Origin of the sequence: Geodermatophilus sp. DF01-2 (assembly GCF_004571065.1) — a bacterium.
GTDB lineage: Bacteria > Actinomycetota > Actinomycetes > Mycobacteriales > Geodermatophilaceae > Geodermatophilus.
Map to the genome: position 1 here is coordinate 33,021 of NZ_SPQN01000014.1, position 21,410 is coordinate 54,430.

Genomic DNA, 21,410 nt, shown 5'->3' on the forward strand with positions numbered 1-21,410 from the left:
AGGTCGGCAAACGGAACGCTGGTGGTACGTCACGGATACGTTCCCGCGGGAACGTGCGTCACCCGGCGTTCCCGCGGGAACGCGGCCGTGCGCGTCGACGGGCCGGTACGGGGCCGAGCAGGCAGGCTCCCACGGTGTGGACGTCCCCGGACGGCTGGCCCCGCTGCCGGCCCAGTACGGCCTCGCCTGCGAGCGCCTCGTGCGGCGCATGACCGGTCCGGCCTTCGACAGCGGGAACGGCGTGCGCCTCGAGGTGGACCCCGTGTCCGACGAGGAGCTGCTGTGGGAGCCGGTCCGGGGCTGCTGGCCGGTGCGGCCGCGATCCGGCGGGCCGGGCGCGGGCGCCACCTCGCTCGTGTACCACCTAGCGGCGACGCGGTCCGGTGGGGCGTTCCCGCGGAACGCGGTGCGCTGCCCCGGATCACCGTGGCGTGAAGTCCGGAGCGACCCCGGCGTCGGCGGCGAGCCGGCGGATCGGGTCGCGGCGGCACATGAGGCCCCGACGGCATAGCGCAGGTCCATCCGCTCGCCGTTCACGGGCACGCCCTGGGGAAGCGGTGGCTCACCTCCCGGGAAGAGTCTCCTCCCTCCGATCGGAGTGGGCGTCCGGGTCGGGAATCCGAGCGGTGCGGGAGTCTCGGGCCTGCTCGTTCTGCGCTCGTTCGCGGCGGGCCTCGCGTTCGGCGAGGGAGTCGATCGCGGTGAGCAGCGCCATGCCGGGCTCGGTCCGATGGTGCTGACGACTCTGGAAGCAGGGTCCAGCGCCCGGTCGGCGGCCGATCACGCGGCGATCGTCCGGCGGATGACCGTCGACTTCACCCCTCTGTTCGTCGGTGCGGCGGCCCAGGTCGGCGCGGTCGAGCTGCAGAGCGCCCTCTGGGCGGCCGGCAAGGGACGAGCGGTCGGGGCGGTCGACCTCCTGCTGGCCGCGACAGCTGTGGAGCACGGAGCCGTCGTCCTCCACTACGACGCCGACTTCGAGGTCCTCGCCGAGGTCGACGATCGGGTGCGTGCGCGATGGGTGGTCCCGCGCGGCGCGTGGACTGACGGGTCCACTCGGCGCTGGCCATCCGTCCCAGCCGTGTTCCAGCAGTCGGCCACCTCGATGGGGTCCCGCGGGAACGCCGCTCACCCGGTGACCTGCTCGCGGCCGGAGCGGAGGTCCGCATCGTCAGCGGCCAGCCGCCCGGCATGCCACCCCTGCGCGTTGAGGATCCGCCGCTCGACCGTGGTGAGCTCCGGGAACAGGTCGCTGACGACGTCGTCGACGGCTTCGCTGCGGGCGGTCAGCACCGGCACCAGTGACGTGCCGACGCGCTCCTCGGCCTCCCGCTCGGCCTGTCCGCGGGCGTCGGCCAGGCGCTCGCCGATCCGCAGGGCGTAGGAGAGCAGGAAGGAGCGGCGGAAGGACGGCGACCGGGTGCGCCGCCCGCCGGCGCGTCCGGTGTCTCCCATCGCGCGGGTGGCCTGCACGAGCAGCGAGGTGAACAGCAGCTCGGTCAGGTCCAGGTCCACCGGCAGCCCCACGGCCGTGGCCATCCCCCACCGTCCCTGCCAGATGACTCGGACCCCGTTGGCGTCGCCCACCACGTCCAACAGCTGCGCCTTGGCGTCGGCGTAGGGGTTGTCGACGTGCACCCTGCGGGGTCGTACCGAGTCGGCCAGCGAGGCGCCGTCCGCAGCGTCGAGCAGCGTCGCGTCGACCGCGTAGCGGGTCATCAGTTCCTGGGCCTTGGTCGTGAGCGCCTCGGCCTCCTCCGGGAACTCGGTCGACTCCGCTTTCGCCAGCAGCGCGCGGATCCGCGCCAGCATCCGCGGATCGGCCTGACCCGCGCGCGTCGCGTGCCTCCGGGGCGCCGAGCGCCCCCATCGTGATGGTGGCGGCCCGAGGCTGGTGAGCTCCGGCACCTCTCCCCAGCGCCCGACCAGCCGCAGCACGTCCCGCCAGGCGGTCGCCGCATCCAGCCCCTCTGTCTCCCGCCACCGGGCCACCACCTTCGCGTGCGGATCGGCGGTGACCCCCAGGGCGGAGAGCTGCGCGATCCACTCCTCGGGTGCACGGGTGGCCGCCTCGGTCACGGCCGCGTGGCGGGCGAGGACGGCGACCGCCAGGCGGGTCACTCGCGCCGGCCCCTCCCTGCGCACCACGTGCACCGCGTCGACCGGCTGCCAGCCGAGCTCCCACATCCGCCCGAGCACGGACAGCAGCAGGTCGGTGACCTGCCCTGCGGCCTCCGCGTCCGGGGCCAGCGACGCGAGCTCGGCGACGATGCGGTCGAGCTGTCGGTCGTCGGCCGGCCAGGCGCCGGCGGTGACCAGCTGCCCGATCAGAGCCCTGGTGTCGCTGCGCGCGGCCGCATCGCCGGATCGGCGCTGCGAGCGGTGCTGCTGCTTGCGCTTGCGGGCCGTCCTGCGCTCGGCCGCGGTCTTCGCCATGCCGACAGCATGCCCAGCCGACGCCGACGGGTCACCGTTCCGTCGGCGGTTGTGGACGACGGCCGGGCGTTGTCCGCCCCACGGCGGCCCCCTCCTGGGAACCGCCCCGAGCTCGCGAGGGGTGGGGAGGAGGGGGTCCTTTAGGGTGCCGATGTGTCCACCGCCTACCGGATCGCCGAGGCCGCCGCGCTGCTCGGCGTCAGTGACGACACGGTCCGCCGGTGGATCGACGGCGGCCGGCTGCCGGCCTCGCGGGACGGCGGCGGGCCCGCCCACGTCGACGGCGCCGACCTCGCCCGGCTGGCCGCGCAGCTGCACGAGGCCCCCGAGCCCGGCGCGACGCGGTACTCCTCGGCGCGGAACCGGCTGACCGGCATCGTCACCCGCGTCGTCCGCGACACGGTGATGGCGCAGGTGGAGATCCAGGCCGGTCCGTTCCGGGTGGTGTCGTTGATGTCGCGGGAGGCCGCCGACGAACTCGGCCTGGACGTCGGCGTGCGGGCGGTCGCCACGGTCAAGGCCACCCAGGTCAGCGTGGACGTCCCGTGACGCTATCCGCGCTCGCGGAGGGCTGCCCGACAGGGTAGTCGCACCTGCGCCAGCGTTGGGTTATCTTCGCCGCAGTCGCGGACCTCGTTCGGGTCCGTGCGGTCGGGAGGTCCGATGCCCAGGTGCACCCAGGTCGTGCTGCCGCTCGCGGCGGCGCTCGTGCTCGCCGGCTGCGGCGGTCCCTCCGACGACGCAGCCGGGACGACGGCATCCACCAGGGGGGCCGAGCTCGACGGCACGCTGACGGTCTTCGCCGCGGCCTCGCTCACCGACGTCTTCACCGAGTTGGGGGAGCAGCTGGAGCAGGAGAACCCCGCGCTGGACGTGCGGTTCAACTTCGCCGGCAGCTCCGCGCTGGCCACCCAGATCAGCCAGGGTGCGCCGGCCGACGTCTTCGCCAGCGCCGACGAGCCGCAGATGGCCGTGGTCACCGACGCCGGGCTGGCCGAGGGCGACCCCGCGGTGTTCGCGTCGAACGTGCTGCAGATCGCCGTCCCGGCGGGCAACCCGGCGGAGGTGGGCAGGCTGGCGGACTTCGCCCGGGAGGAGCTCGCGCTCGCGATCTGCGCGCCGCAGGTGCCCTGCGGCGCGGCCGCCGAGGACGTCTTCGCCGCCGCGGGCGTGACCCCGCGCCCGGACACGCTCGAGGAGGACGTCCGCGCCGCGCTCACCAAGGTCGAGCTCGGTGAAGTCGACGCCGCGCTGGTCTACACGACCGACGTCACCGCCGCGGGGGACGCCGTCGAGGGCGTGGACGTCCCCGGGGCCGAGCAGGCCGTCAACGAGTACCCGATCGCCGTCCTGGCCGAAGGCCCCAACCCCGAGGCGGCGGCCGCCTTCGTCGACCTGGTGCGCTCGGAGGAGGGACAGCAGGCGCTGGCCGACGCCGGCTTCCGCATTCCGTGAGCCGGTCGAGGGAGCCCGGCGTCCCCGTCCCGCTGCTCGTCCCCGCGGTGCTCGCCGTGGCCTTCCTCGTGCTGCCGCTGGTCGGGCTCGTCGTCCGCGCACCGTGGGGTGAGCTGTGGCCGCAGCTGACCTCCCCGGCCGTCGGCGAGGCCCTGCGGCTGAGCCTGGTCTCGGCGACGGCCGCGACCGCCCTCTCGCTGGTGCTCGGCGTGCCGCTGGCCTGGGTGCTCGCCCGGTCCCGCGCGCGGGGCCGCTCCGTGCTGCGCGCCCTGGTCACCGTGCCGCTGGTGCTGCCCCCGGTCGTCGGCGGCGTCGCGCTGTTCCTGGTCCTCGGCCGGCAGGGCATCGTCGGCCGCTGGCTGGACCAGGCGTTCGACGTCACGATCCCCTTCACCACGACCGCGGTGGTCATCGCCGAGACGTTCGTGGCGATGCCGTTCCTGGTCATCAGCGTCGAGGGTGCGCTGCGCGCCGCCGACGCCCGCTTCGAGGACGCCGCCGCCACCCTGGGCGCCGACCGGTGGACGACGTTCCGCCGGGTCACCCTCCCGCTGGTCGCCCCCGGCGTCGCCGCCGGCGCGGTGCTCTGCTGGGCCCGGGCGCTCGGCGAGTTCGGCGCCACCATCACCTTCGCCGGCAACTTCCCGGGGACGACGCAGACGATGCCGCTCGCCGTCTACCTCGCGCTGCAGCAGGACCCGGAGACGGCGATCGTGCTCTCCCTCGTGCTGCTGGTCGTCTCGGTGGCCACGCTGCTCCTGCTGCGGGACCGCTGGCTGACGAGGGGAGTGCGGTGACGCTCTCCGCCGACGTCCGGGTCGCGTGCGGGCCGCTCACGGTCGATCTGGACCTCGAGGTGGCCGACGGCGAGGTGCTCGCCGTCCTCGGCCCGAACGGCGCCGGCAAGTCCACGCTGCTGCGCGTGGTGGCCGGCCTGCTGCCCCCCGACGGCGGACGGGTCGCCGTCGGCGCGGAGGTCTGGGACGACGTCGCCGCCGGCGTGCACGTCCCCGCCCACGGACGCCGGCTCGGCATGGTGTTCCAGGACCACCTGCTCTTCCCCCACCTGTCGGTCACCGACAACGTCGCCTTCGGCCTGCGCACCCGCGGCACGCGGACGTCGGACGCGCGCAGAGCCGCTGCGGCATGGCTGGCCCGCGTGGGCATCGCCGACCTCGGCGACCGGCGTCCCGGCCGGCTCTCCGGTGGACAGGCGCAGCGGGCCGCGCTGGCCCGGGCGCTGGTGGGGGAGCCGGCGGTGCTGCTGCTCGACGAGCCCCTCTCGGCCCTCGACGCCCGCACCCGGCTCACCGTCCGCGCCGAGCTGCGCCGCCACCTCGCCGAGTACGCCGGCAGCACCGTGCTGGTCACGCACGACCCGATCGACGCGATGGCGCTGGCCGACCGGGTCGTCGTCGTCGAGGAGGGCCGGGTCGTGCAGGCCGGGACGCCGGCGGACGTCAGCCGGCATCCGCGTACCGACTACGTCGCCCGGCTGGTCGGCCTGGCGCTGCTGCCGGGCACCGGTGAGGGGACGACGGTGCGGCTGGACGGCGGCGGCCGCGTCGCGGTGGCCGAGGAGACCGCGGGGCCGGTGTTCGTCGCCGTCCGCCCGGGATCGGTCGCGCTGTACCCGGCCCGGCCCGCGGGCAGCCCGCGCAACGTCTGGCCGGCCCGACTGGTCTCGGCCACCCCGCACGGGTCGACCGTGCGCTGCGAGCTCGACGGCGAGGTGCCGCTGGTCGCCGACGTCACGGAGGCCGCCTATGCCGAGCTCGGGCTGGCCCCCGGCGCGGCGGTCTGGGCCGCGGTCAAGGCCTCCGAGGTCGCCGTCTACGACCGATGAGGCGGCGATGATCAGCTGGGATCACCGTTCCAGCTCCTGGCTCACCACTGGTCGTGAGCCCGGAACCGGAACGATCAACTCAGCTGATCATCAGGAGCAGCGCGACGTCCGGGTGGAGTAGGGCCAGGCCGCGGTCGAGGGTGGCCAGCCGGCCGCCTCGTACTCGCGCCAGTCCGGCCAGGTAGGCGTCGGTCACCTGGCGGTGTCCGACGACGCCGCGGAGATCGACGTCGCCGTGGCCGAGGTCGTCGGGCCAGAACTCGTGCCGCTCGCTGGACGTCCACCCGCGTAGCAGGCTGAGCGCCTCGGCGGCGTCCGCTCCGCCGCGCAACAGGTGACGGAGGAGAGCACCCTGCGTTACGGGGCAGGTGGCGAAGGGCGTCGAGTCCTCGGCGAGCCAGCTCTCCACGGTTCCGTGGTGGACGTGGTCGACGACGACCAGGGCGATGAGGACGTTGGCATCAAGGAGAACAGTCACTCCTCGTCGTCCAGCGAGCGCACGTCCTCGCTGGTCGTAATCCGTCCGAGGGAGATGACGGGCAGTCCTGTCACGCTGCTGGTGGTCACTCGGGTCGGCCGGGGAGCGGCAAGCGCCGAACGCAGCAGGCGGGTGACCGTTTCGCTCAGCGTGGTCCCCGCATCCCGGGCGATCGCGGTCGCCAGCTGGTGGACGTCGTCCGGGAGGTCGATGGTGGTGCGCACCGCTCAATGGTGCACCGGAGGCCCGAACTGCATCAAGATGCAGAGCCCTGTGCCAGGCTTAGGGGTATGTCAGTTGCCGGGCTGGTGCTCGCCGCGGGCGGCGGGCGCCGCTACGGGATGCCGAAGGCGCTGGTCGAATACGGGGGCAGCCTGCTGGTCGAGCGGGCGGTCCGGACGGCGCGGGCGGTGTGCGACCCGGTGCTCGTCGTCCTGGGCGCGCGGGCGGTCGACGTCTGGCGGACGGCGGACCTCGACGGCGCCACGGTGCTGGCCAACCGCGACTGGGAGAGCGGGATGGCCTCGAGCCTGCGCACCGGGCTCGACGGCCTGCGCGGCTGGCCCGGACGGGTGGACGTCGCCCTGGTCAGCCTCGTCGACATGCCGGGGATGACGCCGGCCGCGCTGGAGCGGATGGCCGCGCACGCCGCCCCGGACGCGCTGGCGGTCGCCACCTACGACGGCGTCCGCGGGCACCCGGTGCTGCTCGGCCGCGACCACTGGGCCGGCGTCGCCGAGACCGCGACCGGCGACGAGGGCGCCCGCCGCTACCTCGCCGCGCACGCGGTCACCGAGGTCGACTGCACCGGCCTGGCCGATCCGACGGACCTGGACGTGCCACCGAGCGGGGTACCGTCGGCGCCGTGATCGCCCGGGTCGTGGACACCCCCCTCTCCGTCGCCGAGCACGAGGACGCCGTCGCCGACAAGGCGGCCGGAGCGGTCGTCTCCTTCGCCGGCGTGGTCCGCGACCACGACGGCGGCCGGTCGGTCACCGAGCTGGAGTACGTGGGCCACCCGACGGCGGAGCAGGTGATCGTCGAGCTGGCCGAGGAGTTCGCCGCCCGCCCCGACGTGCACGCCGTCGCGGTCTCCCACCGGGTGGGCATGCTCGGCATCGGCGACGTCGCGCTGGCCTGCGCGGTCAGCTCCTCGCACCGCGGCCAGGCGTTCGCCGCCTGCGCCGAGCTCGTCGACGAGGTGAAGAAGCGGTTGCCGATCTGGAAGCGGCAGGTCTTCACCGACGGCGACGAGGAGTGGGTCGCCTGCCCCTGAGGCCCCGCCCCGGGTCCCGGCCCCTGCAGGTGGAAGGACCTCGCCCCTCTCGCCCTCACGAGCTCGGCCGAGCCTCCGGGCGAGGCGAGGCCGGCCGACGAGCGGTGAGGGGCAGGGGGTCCTTCTCCGAGGGGTGGGGAGGACGGGGTCCCTTCATCACGCCCACAGATCCGGCCCCGGCGGCGGGTCGGGCGGCGTCATGCCGGCGGCCATGAGGGTGCTCAGCACGCGTGCCACCATCTCGACCTGTGGCAGGTCGCGGGTGGCACTGCGCGGTCGCGCCCGCCAGCCGAAGCCGCAGAGCGTGCCGTACAACCGACCGTCCACGGTGACCAGTGGGACGCCGATGTAGGCGGCGACGGGGGCCGCTGGACCCAGCCTGCGGGCGGCGTACTCGGGGACGGCGGCGACCACGGTGGCCGCCCGCGGTGCCTCGCCGGTCACCATCAGCCGGCAGAAGCTCTCCTCCCACGGCAGGGACGCCCCCGGCGGCAACGGCCCGGCCGGGTGCGCATGCAGGACCACTTGACGGTCGCCGACCACCCGGGTGAGGGCCCAGAGGTCCCAACCGAGCTGCTGGTGCAGGAACTCGAGGGCGCCGTGGGCTGCTGTCGCGAAGTCCTGCCACGGCGCCACGTCCCCGATGCCGCGGTGGGTCGCCATGGTGTTCGGTGTGCCCCGGGAGCGCGCTGCCCAGTCCCGGGGCGTGACCCCGGGACGGCGGTCAGTGGGCCCGGCTGGTCCCGTCGTCCCGTCGGTCGGCTTCCGCGGCCTCCTGACGCAGCGCGGCGTCCTCCTCGGCCTCGCCCTCCAGCCGGTGGGCCTCCCCGTGCAGCTGCGCGGCGGCGTCCCCGTGGGACTCGCCGTACACCTCCTCGGCGCGGCCGACCAGCTCGTCCACCTTGGCCTTCGCCCTGTCCCAGATGCTCATGGCCCCATTCTCGCGCGGCCCCGTCCCGGGTCCCGCCCCGAGCCTGCGAGGGGTGGGGAGGACGGGGTCCTTCTTCACCCCCCGGCGAACGGGGGCAGCACGTCGACGACCGCCCCGGGCGCGAGGGCCGACGACGGGTCCCGCGTCTGCGCCCCGTCGACGAGGAACGAGCACGCGGCGAGCACCCGCTCCAGCCGCTCGCCGTGCGCGTCGACGAGCTGCCCGACGAGCTCGTCCAGGCTGGTGGCCTCCCGGATCTCGGTCTCGACGCCGGCGGCCGCGCGGGCCCCGGCGAAGTACCGCACCGTGACGGTCACCGGGGTGGCGGGGTGGGTGGGCACCATGCCACCTGCTCCGCCTCCGCGCCCGCTCCGCTCCTCGCTCGCCGAGCTCGCTGCGGTGCTCGTTCGCGGTCGGCTCACGTTCAGCCGCCGATGGCCGACATCGGCCGCGCCGGCTGCAGGAAGCTCGGGTCGTCGATGCCGTGCCCGGGCAGCTTGCCGAGGGTGGCGATCCGCCAGCGGTCGGCCAGTTCCTCGTCGGTGGCGCCCTCGCGCAGCGGCGTCCGCAGGTCGGACTCCTCGCGGGCGAACAGGCAGTTGCGGACCTGCCCGTCGGCGGTCAGCCGGGTGCGGTCGCAGCTGCCGCAGAACGACCGGGTCACCGACGCGATGACGCCGACCGTCGCGGGGCCGCCGTCCACCAGCCAGCGCTCGGCCGGGGCCGAGCCGCGCTCCTCGGTGTCCGGGGTGAGCGTGTGCGCCGCCGACAGCCGCTCCAGGATGTCCTCCGCCGTCACCATCTCCCCGCGGGTCCAGGCGTGGTGCGCGTCGAGCGGCATCTGCTCGATGAAGCGCAGCTGGTAGCCGTGCTCGAGGCAGAAGGCCAGCAGCGGGACGGCGTCCTCCTCGTTCATCCCGCGCAGCAGGACGGCGTTGACCTTGACCGGCGTCAGCCCCGCGGTCTGCGCGGCGGCCAGCCCGGCGAGGACGTCGTCGAGCCGGTCGCGGTGGGCGAGCTGCCTGAACCGGTCGCGGTCGAGGGTGTCGAGGCTGACGTTGATCCGGTCCAGGCCGGCGTCGGCCAGCGCGGGGGCGACCCGGGCCAGGCCGATCGCGTTGGTGGTCAGGCTGACCTCGGGCCTGGGCTCCAGCGCGGTGGCGGCGGCCACGATGCCGACCAGGCCGGGGCGCAGCAGCGGCTCGCCACCGGTGAAGCGGACCTCGCGGATGCCCAGCTGCTCGACGCCGATGCGGACCAGCCGGGCGACCTCCTCGTCGGTGAGCACTTCGACCTTGGGCAGCCAGTCCAGGCCCTCCGGCGGCATGCAGTAGCTGCAGCGCAGGTTGCACCGGTCGGTCAGCGATACCCGCAGGTCGGTCGCGACCCGGCCGTGCCGGTCCACGAGGCCGCCGGTACCGGGGGTCGGGTCCGCGCGGCGGGCCACCGGGTCCGGGAGCGGGCTGGTCGAGGTCACAGCCCGAATGTAGTGCGGGGAGGCGACCGTGCGCCCCTCGCCGATCGGGCGGTGCAGCCGCCGACCCGCCGGGCGGCGGGAATCCGGGGGCGGCGCACACGGGTGCGTTGCTACGGTCGCGGGGCCACCCGAGAGACCGGCGGGCAGCCCCGCACTCGCCTGTGGCCAGGAAGCGCGAGAGTTCCGTGTCACCCCGCACCGTGTTCAGCCCCTACGCCCGCCTGTTCGCCGTCCCCGGATCGGTGGCGTTCTCCTTCGCCGGGTGGGTCGCCCGGCTGCCCATCCCCATGCTCGGCCTGGGCGCGGTCCTGCTCGTCGCCGCCGAGACCGGCAGCTACGGCCTGGCCGGCGCGGTCTCCGGCACGCTCGCGCTGAGCTTCTCGATCGCCAGCCCGCAGTGGGCGCGGGCGATGGACCGGCGCGGGCAGGGCGCCGTCCTGCGCGTGGCGATGACCGGCTACCTGGTCTCCGGCGTCGCCTTCGTCGCCGCCGTCACCGCCGGGGCCCCGCTCTGGACCTGGTTCGTGCTGGCCGCGGCGTGCGGCGCCAGCGGCCCCAACATCGGCTCCCTGGTGCGGGGCCGCTGGGCCGAGGCCCTGGCCGACCCGGCCCGCCGGCAGACGGCGTTCGCACTCGAGGCCGTCGTCGACGAGGTCGTGTTCGTCGTGGGCCCGCCGCTGGTGACCCTGCTGGCCACCCTCGTCGCCCCTCCGGTGGGCTTCCTCACCGGCATCGCGCTCGGCACGCTCGGCGGCCTCTGGCTGGCCCGGCAGGGTGCCACCGAGCCCGCCGTGCACCCGGCCGACCCCGCCGCGCCGTCCCGGCGGTGGGCGGCCCTCAACGCGACGGTGCTCCTGGTGGCGACCACCTACGTCGCCGTGGGTGCCGTCTTCGGGGCGATGGACGTCGTCGTGGTCGGGTTCGCCGACGAGGAGGGCGCGCCCGCGCTGGCCGGTGTGGCGCTCGCCGTCTACGCGGGTGGCAGCCTCGTGGCCGGCCTCCTCTACGGCGTCGTCCGGCTGCCCGGGACACTGGCCACGCGGTTCCTGGCCACCGCCGTCGTGTTCGGCCTGGCCGCGCAGCTGCTGTGGGGCGTCGGGTCGCTGACCGTGCTCGTGGCCACCGGCTTCCTCGCCGGCCTCTCCATCGCCCCCGTGCTGGTCTCCGGGACGTCCCTGGCCGAGTCCCGGGTGCCGCGCGCCGCCCTCACCGAGGCGCTGTCGTGGACCACCACCGGGCTCACGCTCGGTGTGACGGCCGGTTCCGCGCTGGCCGGCGCGGCCGTCGACGCCTGGGGTGCCGAGCCGGCGTTCGCCGTCCCGGCGCTGGCCGCGGCGCTCTCGGCGCTCGTGGCGCTGGCCGGCGCACCGCTGCTGCGTGCCCGCCCGGCGCCGGTACTGGCGGGGACGGCCCCTGGAGGCGTGGCATGAGCGTCACGGTGCGGCCGCTGGTCGACGAAGACCTGCCCGCCGCGTGGGAGCTCGGCCGGCTGGCCTTCGGTGGGCCGGTCACGCCGCCGGACCGGGCGCTGCGGCCGGTGCCCGGGATGCTCCGGCTGGGCGCCTTCGACGAGCGCGGGCGCCTGGTCGGCACGGCCACCGACACCGGGCACGGGCAGTGGTGGGGCGGCCGGGTGCTGGCCACGGCGGACGTCGCCGGCGTCGCCGTCCTGCCCGAGTACCGCGGCGCGGGCGTGGCCCGGGCCCTGCTCACCGACCTGCTGGCGCGGGGCCGGGAGCGGGGCGCCGCGGTCAGCGCCCTGTACCCGACGGTGTCGGCGGTGTACCGGCGGCTGGGCTGGGAGGTCGTGGGTGCACTGCAGCGGGCCGACCTCGACACCGCCTCGATGCCCACGGCGCCGGTCCCCGGGGTGCGCGTGCGCCCGGGCGAGCCGGTCGACCTCGCCGTGGTCGACGCGCTGTACGAGACGCTCGCCCGGCCGCGCAGCGGCCTGCTCACCCGGCGCGGGGGCAGGTACGACCTGCCGCACGACGGCCCGTGGCCGGACGGCGTGGACGGCGTCACGGTCGTCGAGCAGGACGGCGCGCCGACCGGGGCCCTGGTGTACGGGCGCGGCACCGGCTACGGCCCTGACGCCCGGCTGACCGTCTCCGACCTGCTCGCGGTCACCGCGGAGGCCGGGCACGCCCTGGTCGGTGTGCTCGCCGGTTGGCGCACCGTCACCGGCACCGTCCGGGTGCCGCTGCTGGCCGGCGACGCGGCATCCGGGGGGCTGCCCCTCGAACGGTCGCCGGCCGGGCCCGCGACGGCGTGGATGCACCGGCCGGTCGACGTGGTGCGCGCGGTGGCCGACCGCGGCTGGCCGGGGCACGTGCGCGGGCGGGTGGCGTTCACGCTGGTCGACCCGGTCGTGCCGGAGAACGCCGGGCCGTGGGAGCTCGAGCTCGCCGACGGCGCCGGCGAGCTGCGGCGTCCCGGCCGGGACCCGGGGCTGCGGCTCGACGTCCGCGGCTTCGCACAGCTGTACTGCGGCGTCACCACCGGCCGCGCCGCGGCGCTGGCCGGGCTGGTGCACGGGCCGGAGGACCCCGCCGCGCTGGACCTGCTCGCCGCGGGGCCCCCGGCCCAGCTGCTCGACTACTTCTAGCGACGGGTTGAGCGCGGGGCCGCCGGGTAGGCGGTCTGCCGGCAGGCCGCGCGCCCGGTGCGGGCGCGCGGCGCCCCATCCGTCAGCGAGAGGAGCACCTGTGGCCAGCGTGCCCACGATCCGGCTCAACAACGGCGTCGAGATCCCCCAGCTGGGGTTCGGCGTCTACCAGGTCCCGCCGGAGGACACCGCGGAGGCCGTCTCCGCCGCGCTGGAGATCGGCTACCGGCACATCGACACCGCCGAGATGTACCGGAACGAGAAGGGCGTCGGGAAGGCCGTCGCGCGCTCGGGAATCGACCGCGGCGAGGTCTTCGTGACCAGCAAGCTGAACAACGGCTTCCACCGGCGCGACGACGCGCTGCGCGCCTTCGACCAGTCCCTGGCCGACCTCGGCTTCGAATACCTCGACCTCTTCCTCATCCACTGGCCGCTGCCGGGCATCGACGTCGACTACGTCGAGACCTGGAAGGCGATGGAGGAGATCTACGCCAGCGGCCGGACCCGGGCGATCGGCGTCTCGAACTTCAAGCCCCACCACCTGCGCCGGCTCTTCGGCGGGACGGAGGTGCGGCCGGCCGTCAACCAGATCGAGGTGCACCCCTACCTCGCGCAGGACGACGTCCGGGCGTTCGACGCCGACCACGAGATCGTCACCGAGGCCTGGTCGCCGATCGCGCAGGGCAAGGTGCTCGGCGACCCGGCAGTCGTGGCCATCGCCGAGCGGCTGGACCGTACGCCGGCGCAGGTCGTGCTGCGCTGGCACGTCCAGCGCGGCGACGTCGTCTTCCCGAAGTCGGTGTCCCCGGAGCGGATGCGTGAGAACTTCGCACTGTTCGACTTCGAGCTGAGCCGCGACGACATGGCCACGGTCACCGGCCTGGACCGCGGCGAGCGCACCGGTCCCGACCCGGACACCTTCAACCACGTCGCGAGCTGACGTCCAGCGGAGTGCGGCAGGTTTCCTGCGGTGTCGCACTCCGCTGCGTCACCGTCCCGGCACCCGACGTCGCCGTCCGGTCGCGAGCCCCGATGGCCACCCGCGTCCACGGCTGAGCGGGAGGCTCCCGGCGCACGACTCGGCTGCGTCGGGAGCCTTCTGGACGAACTCGTGACGAGCGGTCATCGTTCGATTCGCCGTCCTCGTCGGCGGTCATGCAGGAACCATCGGAGACCAGCGACCCATGGAGAGGGCGAACGGCCATGACCGATCCGACCGGCACGAACCCACCGGCCTCGGTGCCGCGCAACGGCACCGAGGCCCCGAGGCCCAGGGACGTCGCAGCGGAGCAGGACGACCGCGACCAGGTCGGCGGCCCGCTCGACCCGCCCGAGGCCCAGCGCAACGTGGCCTCGGCACCCGAGGACAAGCCGCCGCTGCGCCGGGGCGAGTGACGCCGGTGGAGTGCCAGGGCGCATCATCCGCCCTGGCACTCCATCAGTCCGTCGTCACGAAGTCGATGAGCTCCTCGACCCGGCCGATGAGCGCCGGCTCCAGGTCGGTCCAGGTGCGGACGCGGGCGAGGATCCGCTGCGCCCACACGTAGCCGGTGTCGTCCTCCCAGCCCAGCCGGCGGCAGACGCCCTCCTTCCACGGCTCACCCTTCGGCACGGTCGGCCACGCGCGGATCCCGACGACGGACGGCTTCACGGCCTGCCAGATGTCGATGAACGGGTGGCCGACGACGAGCGCGTGCGCGCCGGTCACCTGCCCGGCGATCCGCGACTCCTTCGACCCCTCCACCAGGTGGTCGACCAGCACGCCGAGCCGCCGTCCGGAGCCTGGCCGGAAGTCACGCACGATCGCCGGCAGGTCGTCCACGCCGTGCAGCGGCTCGACGACGACGCCCTCGAGGCGCAGGTCGTGGCCCCAGACCTTCTCCACCAGCTCGGCGTCGTGCTTGCCCTCGACGTAGATGCGCCCCTCGCGGGCCACCCGTGCGCGGGCGCCGGCGACGTAGGTGGAGCCGGAGGCGCTGCGTGCCGGCCCGGCGGGGGCCTCGGGCCTGGGCCGGACGAGCACCACCGGGCGGCCGTCGACCCAGAAGCCGGGGCCGAGCGGGTAGGCGCGGACCTTCCCGAACCGGTCCTCCAGGTGGACGACGTCCTTCTCGCAGCGCACGACCGCGCCCACGAACCCCGAGCTCGGGTCCTCGACGACGAGGTCGCGGTCGGCCTCGACCTGCGGGGTGGGCTTCTTGACGGTGCGGGGATGGACCAGGTCGTCGTACGGCGAGCGGGGAGGCACGCCCTCCAGGATGGGCAGAAGGAAGACCCGTGGCGGGACCGACGCGCCGAGGTCGGGCCGTGTCCGACACGCCCGACTGTGCCGACATCACATTTCGTGATCGTCCCTTACCGTCGTCCGGGGTCCCTCGTCATCCCCCTCGATCTCCGCGCTGAGCAGCGCGAATGCGGGACGGAACCGTCTCCGGCCCTGCGGCGGGAGCCGCCCTCGGGCCGACCCGGGCGTGTCGCGGTCGGTGATGCCGTTTCGTGACCGGCTGACCGGTCACCCATCGGTGCGACCGAACCACCTAGTGCTCAGTGCTCAGATGGGAGCGACAGCCACGATGATCGGCACCGAAGCCATCAGCCGCGTGATCGGCAAGGACGTCTACGACCAGAGCGGTGACAAGATCGGCTCGGCGTCGGAGGTGTACCTCGACGACGAGAGCGGCCAGCCGGAGTGGGTCACGGTGCGCACGGGGATGTTCGGGACGAAGGAGTCCTTCGTCCCCATCCGCAACGCCGAGCTCACCGACGACGGCCTCCGGGTCCCGGTGACCAAGAGCCAGGTGAAGGACGCCCCGAAGATCGACACCGACGGGCACCTCTCCCCGCAGGAGGAGCAGGAGCTCTACCGGTACTACGACCTGCAGCTCGGCATGACCGACAGCACCGTCGGCACAACCGACACGACGACGACCGTCGGCACGACGACGACCGCGGGCATGACCGGGATGGCGGGCCGCACCGACCGCGACGACGTCGCTCCCGGTGCCGTCGGCCGCGACACCTCCGGCCCCACCACCGACGACGCGATGACCCGCTCGGAGGAGCGGCTCAACGTGGGGACCCGCAGCGAGGAGGTCGGCCGGGCCCGGCTGCGCAAGTACGTCGTCAGCGAGAACGTGACCGAGACCGTGCCCGTTTCCCGCGAGGAGGTCCGGGTCGAGCGCGAGCCGATCACCGACGCCAACGTCGGGAACGCCATGGACGGCCCGGCGATCTCCGAGGAGGAGCACGAGGTCACCCTCCGCGCCGAGCGTCCGGTCGTGGAGAAGGAGGCCGTGCCGGTCGAGCACGTCCGCCTGGACAAGCAGGCCGTCACCGAGCAGGAGCAGGTGTCGGCCGACGTCCGCAAGGAGGAGATCGAGGTCGACGGCCCGGGCACCACGGACCGTCGGGTCTGAGAAAGGACCCCCTGCAGGGTCCCGCCGCTCGCAGGCTCGCAGCGGGACTCCGCCGGGGCCAGCCCCTCACTGCGGTGGCCGGCCGAGGACTCGTTCCCGGCCGGCCATCTGCCGTCCGGGGGATGCCGCGTCCGGACCGGGCGAGCCGCCCGACCGGGCAGGGTCGCCGCCCTGCGAGGGGTGGGATGCTCGGGACGTGAGCGAGACCACGGTGCAGCCGGCAGCTGGCCCGGGTGGCGTCGTCGGTGGGCCCGACGAGCTGACCGCTGCTCTCGTGGGCACCGGCTACCTGCCCGACGAGGGCCTGGCGACCGCGGCCTACCTGGCGTTGGCCATGCACCGACCGCTGTTCCTTGAGGGCGAGGCCGGGGTCGGCAAGACGGCGCTGGCCCAGGCGCTCGCTCAGGTGACCGGACGGCCGCTGTACCGGCTGCAGTGCTACGAGGGCCTCGAGGCCAGCCAGGCGCTCTACGACTGGGACTTCGGGCGGCAGCTGCTGCATCTGCGCGCCGCGGAGGCCGCGCACGCCACCGGCGACACCGAGACGCTCGAGGCCTCGCTCTACGACCGCCGCTTCCTGCTCGCCCGCCCGCTGCTGCAGGCACTGGAGGACTCCCCGAGCGTGCTGCTGGTCGACGAGGTCGACCGCGCGGACGACGAGTTCGAGGCCTTCCTGCTCGAGGTCCTCTCCGACTTCACCATCTCGATCCCCGAGCTCGGCACGATCCGGGCGACCACGCCGCCGCTGGTCGTCCTGACCTCCAACCGCACCCGCGAGGTGCACGACGCACTCAAGCGGCGCTGCCTCTACCACTGGCTGCAGCATCCGGACTTCGACCGGGAGGTGGCGATCCTCCGCCGCCGGCTGCCGGACGTCACCGAGCAGCTGGCCCACGAGGTCGCCCGCGCGACGGCGAAGCTGCGCACCCTCGACCTGCTCAAACCGCCCGGGGTCGCCGAGGCGATGGACTGGGCGACCGCCCTGCACACGCTGGGCGCCCGCGAACTGGACCCGGACGTCGCGGCGCGCACGCTGGGCGCCGTCCTCAAGTATCGGGAGGACACCGACCGGGTTCACGCCATGGCCCGGGGGGCGCTCTTCGGTGGTTGACCGGACGCCGAGCGGAGTCGCTGGAGCGCGGATTCCGTACTCCAGCGACTCCGCTATGCCGCGGCGGGACGTCGTCGACACGGTGCTGGGCTTCGCGCGCACCCTCCGGGTGGCCGGGGTGGGCGCCTCCCCGGACCGGGTCGAGGCGATGCTGGCCGCGGTCGCGGCGCTCGACGTCCTCGACGCCACCGACGTCTACTGGGCCGGCCGGCTGACGCTGTGCGCCGGTCCGGACGACCTCGACCGCTACGACGCCGCCTTCGCCGCCTACTTCGGCGGCGAGTCGCCCCGGCCGGTGCGACCCGCCGGGCCGCCGCAGCCCCGGACCGCGACGACCGCGCCGCTCGACCCCGGCCCCGGCGAGGAGGAGGGCGAGTCGCAACCGGAGCTGGCCGGCCAGGCCAGCGCCGACGAGGTGCTCCGCCACCGGGACGTCGCCGAGCTGACCGGCGCCGAGCGCGAACAGCTGCGCCGGCTGTTCGCGCTGCTGGTGCCGGCGTCACCGATGCGCCCCTCCCGCCGTCGCCGGCCCGGTCCGCACGGCGTCGTCCACGCCTCCCGCACGGTGCGCCGCGCGCTGCACGACGGCGGCGAGGTCACCCGGCTGCTGCACCGGCGCGCCCGGCCCCGCCCGCGCCGCGTCGTCCTGCTGGTCGACGTCTCCGGGTCGATGAGCTCCTACGCCGACGCGCTGCTGCGCTTCGCGCACGCCGCCGTCCGGGCGCACCCGGCGGCGACCGAGGTGTTCACGATCGGCACCCGGCTGACCCGGGTGACCCGCGAGCTGCGGCTGCGCGACCCGGACCGGGCGCTGGCCGCCAGCGGCTCGGCGATCCCGGACTGGTCGGGCGGCACCCGGCTCGGCGAGGTGCTGAAGGCCTTCCTCGACCGGTGGGGGCAGCGCGGCACCGCGCGCGGGGCGGTGGTCGTGGTCTGCAGCGACGGCTGGGAGCGCGGCGGGACCGAGGTGCTCGCCGAGCAGATGGCCCGGCTGCAGCGGCTGGCGCACGCGGTCGTGTGGGTCAACCCGCACAAGGGCCGCGAGGGCTACGAGCCGCTCACCGGGGGGATGCAGGCGGCGCTGCCGTCGGTCGACCACTTCGTGGCCGGGCACAGCCTGGCCGCGTTCCAGGAACTGGCGGGGGTGATCTCCCGTGCATGAGGGTTGTTGCGGAGTCGCTCGAGTGCGGTTTCCGCACTCGAGCGACTCCGCCAGGGAGGGGTAGCGATGCGTGACGTGCTCGAGGACCTGATCGGCTGGTGGCAGGCGGGCGAGACCGTCGGGATGGGGACGGTGGTCGCCACCTGGCGGTCGGCGCCGCGCCCGGCGGGGGCGTCGATGCTGGTGGGCCCGGACGGCACCGCGGTGGGCAGCGTCTCCGGCGGCTGCGTCGAGGGCGCGGTGTACGAGGAGGCCAGGGACGTCGTCGAGAGCGGCGTCCCGACCCTCGAGCGCTACGGCGTGAGCGACGACGACGCCTTCGCCGTGGGGCTGACCTGCGGCGGGATCCTCGACGTGTTCGTCGAGCCGGTGTCTCGCGAGTCCTTTCCCGAGCTGGGCGAGGTCGCCGAGTCGGTCGAGGCGCACGAGCCGGTCGCCGTCGTGACCTGCGTCGCCGGGCCGGAGGACCGGGTGGGCCGCCGGCTGGTGGTCTGGCCCGACCGCAGCGCCGGCACGCTGGGTCTGCAGCGGCTGGACGACGCGGTGGTCGACGACGCGCGCGGCATGCTGGCCGCCGGCCGCACCGGGATGCTGCACGTCGGGCACGACGGCGAGCGCCGCGGCGACGACCTGACGCTGTTCGTCAACGCCTTCGCCCCGGCCGCCCGGATGGTGGTGTTCGGGGCCATCGACTTCGCCGCCGCCGTCGCCCGGGTCGGTGCCTTCCTCGGCTACCGGGTCACCGTCTGCGACGCCCGCCCGGTCTTCGCCACCCCGAAGCGCTTCCCCGACGCGCACGAGGTGGTCGTGGAGTGGCCGCACCGCTACCTGCAGGCCGAGGTCGATGCCGGCCGCATCGACGAGCGCACCGTGCTGTGCGTGCTCACCCACGACCCCAAGTTCGACGTCCCGCTGCTGGAGGTGGCACTGCGCCTGCCGGTGGCCTACGTGGGCGCGATGGGCTCGCGGCGCACCCACGACGAGCGGTTGGCGCGGCTGGAGGAGGCCGGCCTGGCCAAGGAGGAACTGGTCCGGCTCTCCTCGCCGATCGGCCTGGACCTCGGCGCCCGCACGCCCGAGGAGACGGCGATCTCGATCGCCGCGGAGGTCATCGCCGGGCGCTGGGGCGGCTCCGGGGAGCGGCTGACCGGCACCGACGGGCCGATCCACCGGACGGCCGACCGGTAAGGACCCCTTTCCTCCCCACCCCTCGCAGGCTCGGGGCGGGACCCTGGAAAGGGGCCAACGCGCGGTGAGCGACATCGAAGAGTTGCGTTACAGGTATGACGTCGAGGTGGTCGCGCTCCTGGCCTCCCCGGTGCACCGCTACGACGGCCGGCCCCTCAGCCCTGCCCCGGCCGTCGACGGAGACCGGCGGGAGGAGATCGAGGTCCGCGCCGGGTACGGCGTGGTCGGGGACCGCTACGCGGGGCGCCCGGCCCACCGCGACGCCCGGCTCACCGTGCTCGCCGTCGAGGCGCTGGAGGCGGTCGCCGCCGAGATCGGCGTCCTCCCTTTCGACCCGCTGCTGGCGCGGCGCACCGTCGTCCTGCGCGGAGCCGAGGTGGAGGCGCTGCGCAGGCAGCGGTTCGCGCTGGACTCCGGCTCCGGGCCGGTGCTGTTGGGCGGCGGGCGGCCGGCGCACCCGTGCGCGTGGATGGACGTCGTCCTGGCGCCGGGCGCCCACCGGGCGTTGCGCGGTCGGGGCGGGGTGCGCTGCGCCGCGATGTCGGACGGCGTGCTGCGGCTGGGCCCCGCCGTCCTCGCCGGTCCGGTCCCGCTGGACCCGACCCGGGCGGGGGACGCCGTCCGCCGGGCGCCCGACCGCGGGGCCGGCTGACCGTCAGGCCGGCACCGGGACGAGCTCGAGCCGGACCGCGGTGCGCAGCCGCAGGTCGAGGCCGGTCGTCCCGCCGCCGTGGCACGCACAGCGCATGACCGTGCTGGACAGGTCGTGGCGTTGGTCACACCGGTGGGAAGTCGGCTGCACCGTTGCTGCCACACCGCCCGGAGCGCCGGCTGGGAGAGTGACGGCGTGACGGGGCGCCCGGTGGTCGTCGTCGGCGCCGGGCCCGTGGGGCTGACGGCGGCGCTGCTGCTGGCCCGTCGCGGGGTCGCGGTGGTGGTGCTCGAGCGGCAGCGCTCGCCCTACGGGCAGCCCCGCGCGGTCCACCTGGACGACGAGGCGCTGCGCGCGCTGGCCGACGCCGGGGTCGCCGAGGACTTCCTGCGCATCAGCCGGCCGATGCAGGGGCTGCGGCTGCTCGACGGCCGCCGGCGGGTGCTCGCCGGGTTCGCCCGCGACCCGCGGGCGGGGGTGCACGGCTGGCCGCAGGGGTCGATGTTCCACCAGCCCGACCTGGAGGAGCTGCTGCTGGCCGCCGTCCGCCGGGAGCCGCTCGTCGAGCTGCGCACCGGTTGCGAGCTGGTGGACCTGACGCAGGACGGCGAGGTGACCCTGACCGTGCTCGACCGGGCCTCCGGAGCACGGTCGAGGGTGCGGGCCGCTGCGGTGATCGGCTGCGACGGCGCGAACAGCACGGTGCGGACGTCGATCGGGGCGCACATGCGCGACCTCGGCCGCCCCGACCGCTGGCTGGTGGCCGACCTGCGATCGCCCTCGCCGCTGCCGCTCTGGCCCGGGGTGCACCAGGTCTGCGACCCGCACCGGGCGGCCACTGCCATGCCGGTGTCCGGCGACCGCTACCGGTGGGAGTTCCGCCTGCGCCCGGGGGAGACCCGCGACGCGCTGACCGCCCGGCTGCCCGCACTGCTGGCCCCGTACGGCGCGGCGGGCGCCGAGGTGGTGCGGGTCGCCGAGTACGTCTACCGGGCCCAGGTGGCCGACCGCTGGCGGAGCGGTCGGGTGCTGCTCGCCGGGGACGCCGCCCACCTCACCCCGCCGTTCATCGGCCAGGGGCTCGGGCTGGGGCTGCGCGACGTCCACCAGCTCGCGTGGAAGGTGGCGGCGGTGCTGGCCGGCGCGGCCCCCGAGCGGCTGCTCGACACCCACCAGGCCGAGCGCGAGCCGCACGCGCGGGCGATGGTGCGGATGGCGCTGCTGCTGGGCCGGCTGATGACCGGCGGCGGTCACGACGCCCGACGGCACCGTGGTCAGCGCCGACGAAGGCATCCGCCCCGGCGGCACCCTGGAGAAGCTCGGCTCGCTGAAGACCCCGTTCAAGGCCGACGGCGTCATCAGCGCGGGCAACGC

General features: G+C 75.1%; 26 protein-coding genes and 1 pseudogene. 17 read left to right on the top strand and 10 right to left on the bottom strand.

Annotated elements, in window-relative coordinates; all coding sequences use genetic code 11:
* Positions 1–562 precede the first annotated feature (562 nt).
* Together E4P41_RS06560 and E4P41_RS06565 are read right to left on the bottom strand one after the other, a co-directional pair.
* Entirely contained in the window at positions 563–1,132 is a 570-nt protein-coding gene (locus E4P41_RS06560) for a hypothetical protein (protein WP_135140101.1), read from the bottom strand.
* Entirely contained in the window at positions 1,129–2,436 is a 1,308-nt protein-coding gene (locus E4P41_RS06565) for a DUF2786 domain-containing protein (protein WP_135140102.1), read from the bottom strand. Before E4P41_RS06565 ends, E4P41_RS06560 begins: the two co-directional genes overlap by 4 nt.
* 153 nt (positions 2,437–2,589) lie before the next feature.
* Here E4P41_RS06565 and E4P41_RS06570 point away from each other — a divergent pair, with 153 nt between their 5' ends.
* The 4 genes from E4P41_RS06570 (at position 2,590) to E4P41_RS06585 (ending at position 5,737) form a co-directional block, all read left to right on the top strand.
* Positions 2,590–2,985 (top strand): TOBE domain-containing protein, encoded by a 396-nt coding sequence (locus E4P41_RS06570; protein ID WP_135140103.1) that lies wholly within the window; start codon positions 2,590–2,592, stop codon positions 2,983–2,985.
* Positions 2,986–3,099: 114 nt separating this feature from the next.
* On the top strand, positions 3,100–3,891 hold the full coding sequence (modA, locus tag E4P41_RS06575) for a molybdate ABC transporter substrate-binding protein (RefSeq protein WP_135140104.1): 792 nt from the start codon (positions 3,100–3,102) through the stop codon (positions 3,889–3,891).
* Positions 3,888–4,688, top strand: coding sequence for an ABC transporter permease (locus E4P41_RS06580; protein WP_135140105.1), 801 nt, complete (start codon positions 3,888–3,890; stop codon positions 4,686–4,688). Before modA ends, E4P41_RS06580 begins: the two co-directional genes overlap by 4 nt.
* On the top strand, positions 4,685–5,737 hold the full coding sequence (locus E4P41_RS06585; RefSeq protein WP_135140106.1) for an ABC transporter ATP-binding protein: 1,053 nt from the start codon (positions 4,685–4,687) through the stop codon (positions 5,735–5,737). Before E4P41_RS06580 ends, E4P41_RS06585 begins: the two co-directional genes overlap by 4 nt.
* A gap of 79 nt (positions 5,738–5,816) precedes the next feature.
* Here E4P41_RS06585 and E4P41_RS06590 read toward each other — a convergent pair whose 3' ends face one another.
* Positions 5,817–6,215 (bottom strand): TA system VapC family ribonuclease toxin, encoded by a 399-nt coding sequence (locus E4P41_RS06590; RefSeq protein ID WP_135140107.1) that lies wholly within the window; start codon positions 6,213–6,215, stop codon positions 5,817–5,819.
* On the bottom strand, positions 6,212–6,439 hold the full coding sequence (locus tag E4P41_RS06595) for an antitoxin (RefSeq protein WP_135140108.1): 228 nt from the start codon (positions 6,437–6,439) through the stop codon (positions 6,212–6,214). The genes E4P41_RS06590 and E4P41_RS06595 overlap by 4 nt, the downstream gene beginning before the upstream one ends.
* 66 nt (positions 6,440–6,505) lie before the next feature.
* On the opposite strand from E4P41_RS06595, the gene E4P41_RS06600 reads away from it, so the two are divergent.
* Both E4P41_RS06600 and E4P41_RS06605 read left to right on the top strand, forming a co-directional pair.
* Positions 6,506–7,084 carry a nucleotidyltransferase family protein gene (locus tag E4P41_RS06600; protein WP_135140109.1) on the top strand — a complete coding sequence of 193 codons (579 nt, stop codon included), beginning with the start codon at positions 6,506–6,508 and terminating at the stop codon, positions 7,082–7,084.
* Entirely contained in the window at positions 7,081–7,491 is a 411-nt protein-coding gene (locus E4P41_RS06605) for a molybdenum cofactor biosynthesis protein MoaE (protein ID WP_135140110.1), read from the top strand. Before E4P41_RS06600 ends, E4P41_RS06605 begins: the two co-directional genes overlap by 4 nt.
* Before the next feature lie 156 nt (positions 7,492–7,647).
* Here E4P41_RS06605 and E4P41_RS06610 read toward each other — a convergent pair whose 3' ends face one another.
* From E4P41_RS06610 to moaA, 4 genes are all read right to left on the bottom strand, one after another.
* Positions 7,648–8,154, bottom strand: a complete 507-nt coding sequence (locus tag E4P41_RS06610; protein WP_135140111.1) for a GAF domain-containing protein — start codon at positions 8,152–8,154, stop codon at positions 7,648–7,650.
* A gap of 61 nt (positions 8,155–8,215) precedes the next feature.
* Entirely contained in the window at positions 8,216–8,422 is a 207-nt protein-coding gene (locus tag E4P41_RS06615; RefSeq protein WP_135140112.1) for a CsbD family protein, read from the bottom strand.
* 74 nt (positions 8,423–8,496) lie between these two features.
* Entirely contained in the window at positions 8,497–8,763 is a 267-nt protein-coding gene (locus tag E4P41_RS06620) for a MoaD/ThiS family protein (protein WP_245177149.1), read from the bottom strand.
* 83 nt (positions 8,764–8,846) lie between these two features.
* The gene (moaA, locus tag E4P41_RS06625; RefSeq protein ID WP_209307572.1) at positions 8,847–9,899 is read right to left on the bottom strand and encodes a GTP 3',8-cyclase MoaA; all 1,053 of its coding nucleotides are present in this window, start codon (positions 9,897–9,899) and stop codon (positions 8,847–8,849) included.
* A gap of 185 nt (positions 9,900–10,084) precedes the next feature.
* Between moaA and E4P41_RS06630 the strand changes: the two genes are divergently transcribed.
* The 4 genes from E4P41_RS06630 to E4P41_RS06645 all read left to right on the top strand — a co-directional run bounded on the left by E4P41_RS06630 (position 10,085) and on the right by E4P41_RS06645 (position 13,902).
* Entirely contained in the window at positions 10,085–11,329 is a 1,245-nt protein-coding gene (locus E4P41_RS06630) for an MFS transporter (protein WP_135140114.1), read from the top strand.
* On the top strand, positions 11,326–12,507 hold the full coding sequence (locus E4P41_RS06635; RefSeq protein WP_135140115.1) for a GNAT family N-acetyltransferase: 1,182 nt from the start codon (positions 11,326–11,328) through the stop codon (positions 12,505–12,507). Before E4P41_RS06630 ends, E4P41_RS06635 begins: the two co-directional genes overlap by 4 nt.
* Before the next feature lie 100 nt (positions 12,508–12,607).
* On the top strand, positions 12,608–13,447 hold the full coding sequence (locus tag E4P41_RS06640; RefSeq protein ID WP_135140116.1) for an aldo/keto reductase: 840 nt from the start codon (positions 12,608–12,610) through the stop codon (positions 13,445–13,447).
* Between the two features lie 263 nt (positions 13,448–13,710).
* Positions 13,711–13,902 carry a hypothetical protein gene (locus tag E4P41_RS06645; protein ID WP_135140117.1) on the top strand — a complete coding sequence of 64 codons (192 nt, stop codon included), beginning with the start codon at positions 13,711–13,713 and terminating at the stop codon, positions 13,900–13,902.
* A gap of 43 nt (positions 13,903–13,945) precedes the next feature.
* Here E4P41_RS06645 and E4P41_RS06650 read toward each other — a convergent pair whose 3' ends face one another.
* Positions 13,946–14,755, bottom strand: coding sequence for a DUF3097 domain-containing protein (locus E4P41_RS06650; protein WP_135140118.1), 810 nt, complete (start codon positions 14,753–14,755; stop codon positions 13,946–13,948).
* 325 nt (positions 14,756–15,080) lie between these two features.
* Between E4P41_RS06650 and E4P41_RS06655 the strand changes: the two genes are divergently transcribed.
* From E4P41_RS06655 to E4P41_RS06675, 5 genes are all read left to right on the top strand, one after another.
* Positions 15,081–15,923, top strand: coding sequence for a PRC and DUF2382 domain-containing protein (locus E4P41_RS06655; RefSeq protein WP_135140119.1), 843 nt, complete (start codon positions 15,081–15,083; stop codon positions 15,921–15,923).
* A 196-nt stretch (positions 15,924–16,119) separates the two neighbouring features.
* Positions 16,120–17,034 (top strand): MoxR family ATPase, encoded by a 915-nt coding sequence (locus tag E4P41_RS06660; RefSeq protein ID WP_135140120.1) that lies wholly within the window; start codon positions 16,120–16,122, stop codon positions 17,032–17,034.
* A 55-nt stretch (positions 17,035–17,089) separates the two neighbouring features.
* Positions 17,090–18,196 carry a VWA domain-containing protein gene (locus E4P41_RS06665; protein WP_135140121.1) on the top strand — a complete coding sequence of 369 codons (1,107 nt, stop codon included), beginning with the start codon at positions 17,090–17,092 and terminating at the stop codon, positions 18,194–18,196.
* A gap of 66 nt (positions 18,197–18,262) precedes the next feature.
* Positions 18,263–19,384, top strand: coding sequence for an XdhC/CoxI family protein (locus E4P41_RS06670; RefSeq protein WP_135140122.1), 1,122 nt, complete (start codon positions 18,263–18,265; stop codon positions 19,382–19,384).
* 64 nt (positions 19,385–19,448) lie between these two features.
* Complete coding sequence (locus E4P41_RS06675; protein ID WP_245177150.1) at positions 19,449–20,036, top strand: molybdenum cofactor biosysynthesis protein; 588 nt, start codon at positions 19,449–19,451, stop codon at positions 20,034–20,036.
* A gap of 3 nt (positions 20,037–20,039) precedes the next feature.
* Here E4P41_RS06675 and E4P41_RS21940 read toward each other — a convergent pair whose 3' ends face one another.
* Positions 20,040–20,186: a hypothetical protein gene (locus E4P41_RS21940; protein WP_167760945.1), complete on the bottom strand. Its 147-nt coding sequence runs from the start codon at positions 20,184–20,186 to the stop codon at positions 20,040–20,042.
* 60 nt (positions 20,187–20,246) lie between these two features.
* Here E4P41_RS21940 and E4P41_RS06680 point away from each other — a divergent pair.
* Positions 20,247–21,269: pseudogene (locus E4P41_RS06680) on the top strand (bifunctional 3-(3-hydroxy-phenyl)propionate/3-hydroxycinnamic acid hydroxylase); the annotation flags it as partial.
* Positions 21,270–21,306: 37 nt separating this feature from the next.
* Positions 21,307–21,410, top strand: a 104-nt coding sequence (locus tag E4P41_RS23075; RefSeq protein WP_245177151.1) for a hypothetical protein, incomplete at its 3' end; no start/stop codon positions are given.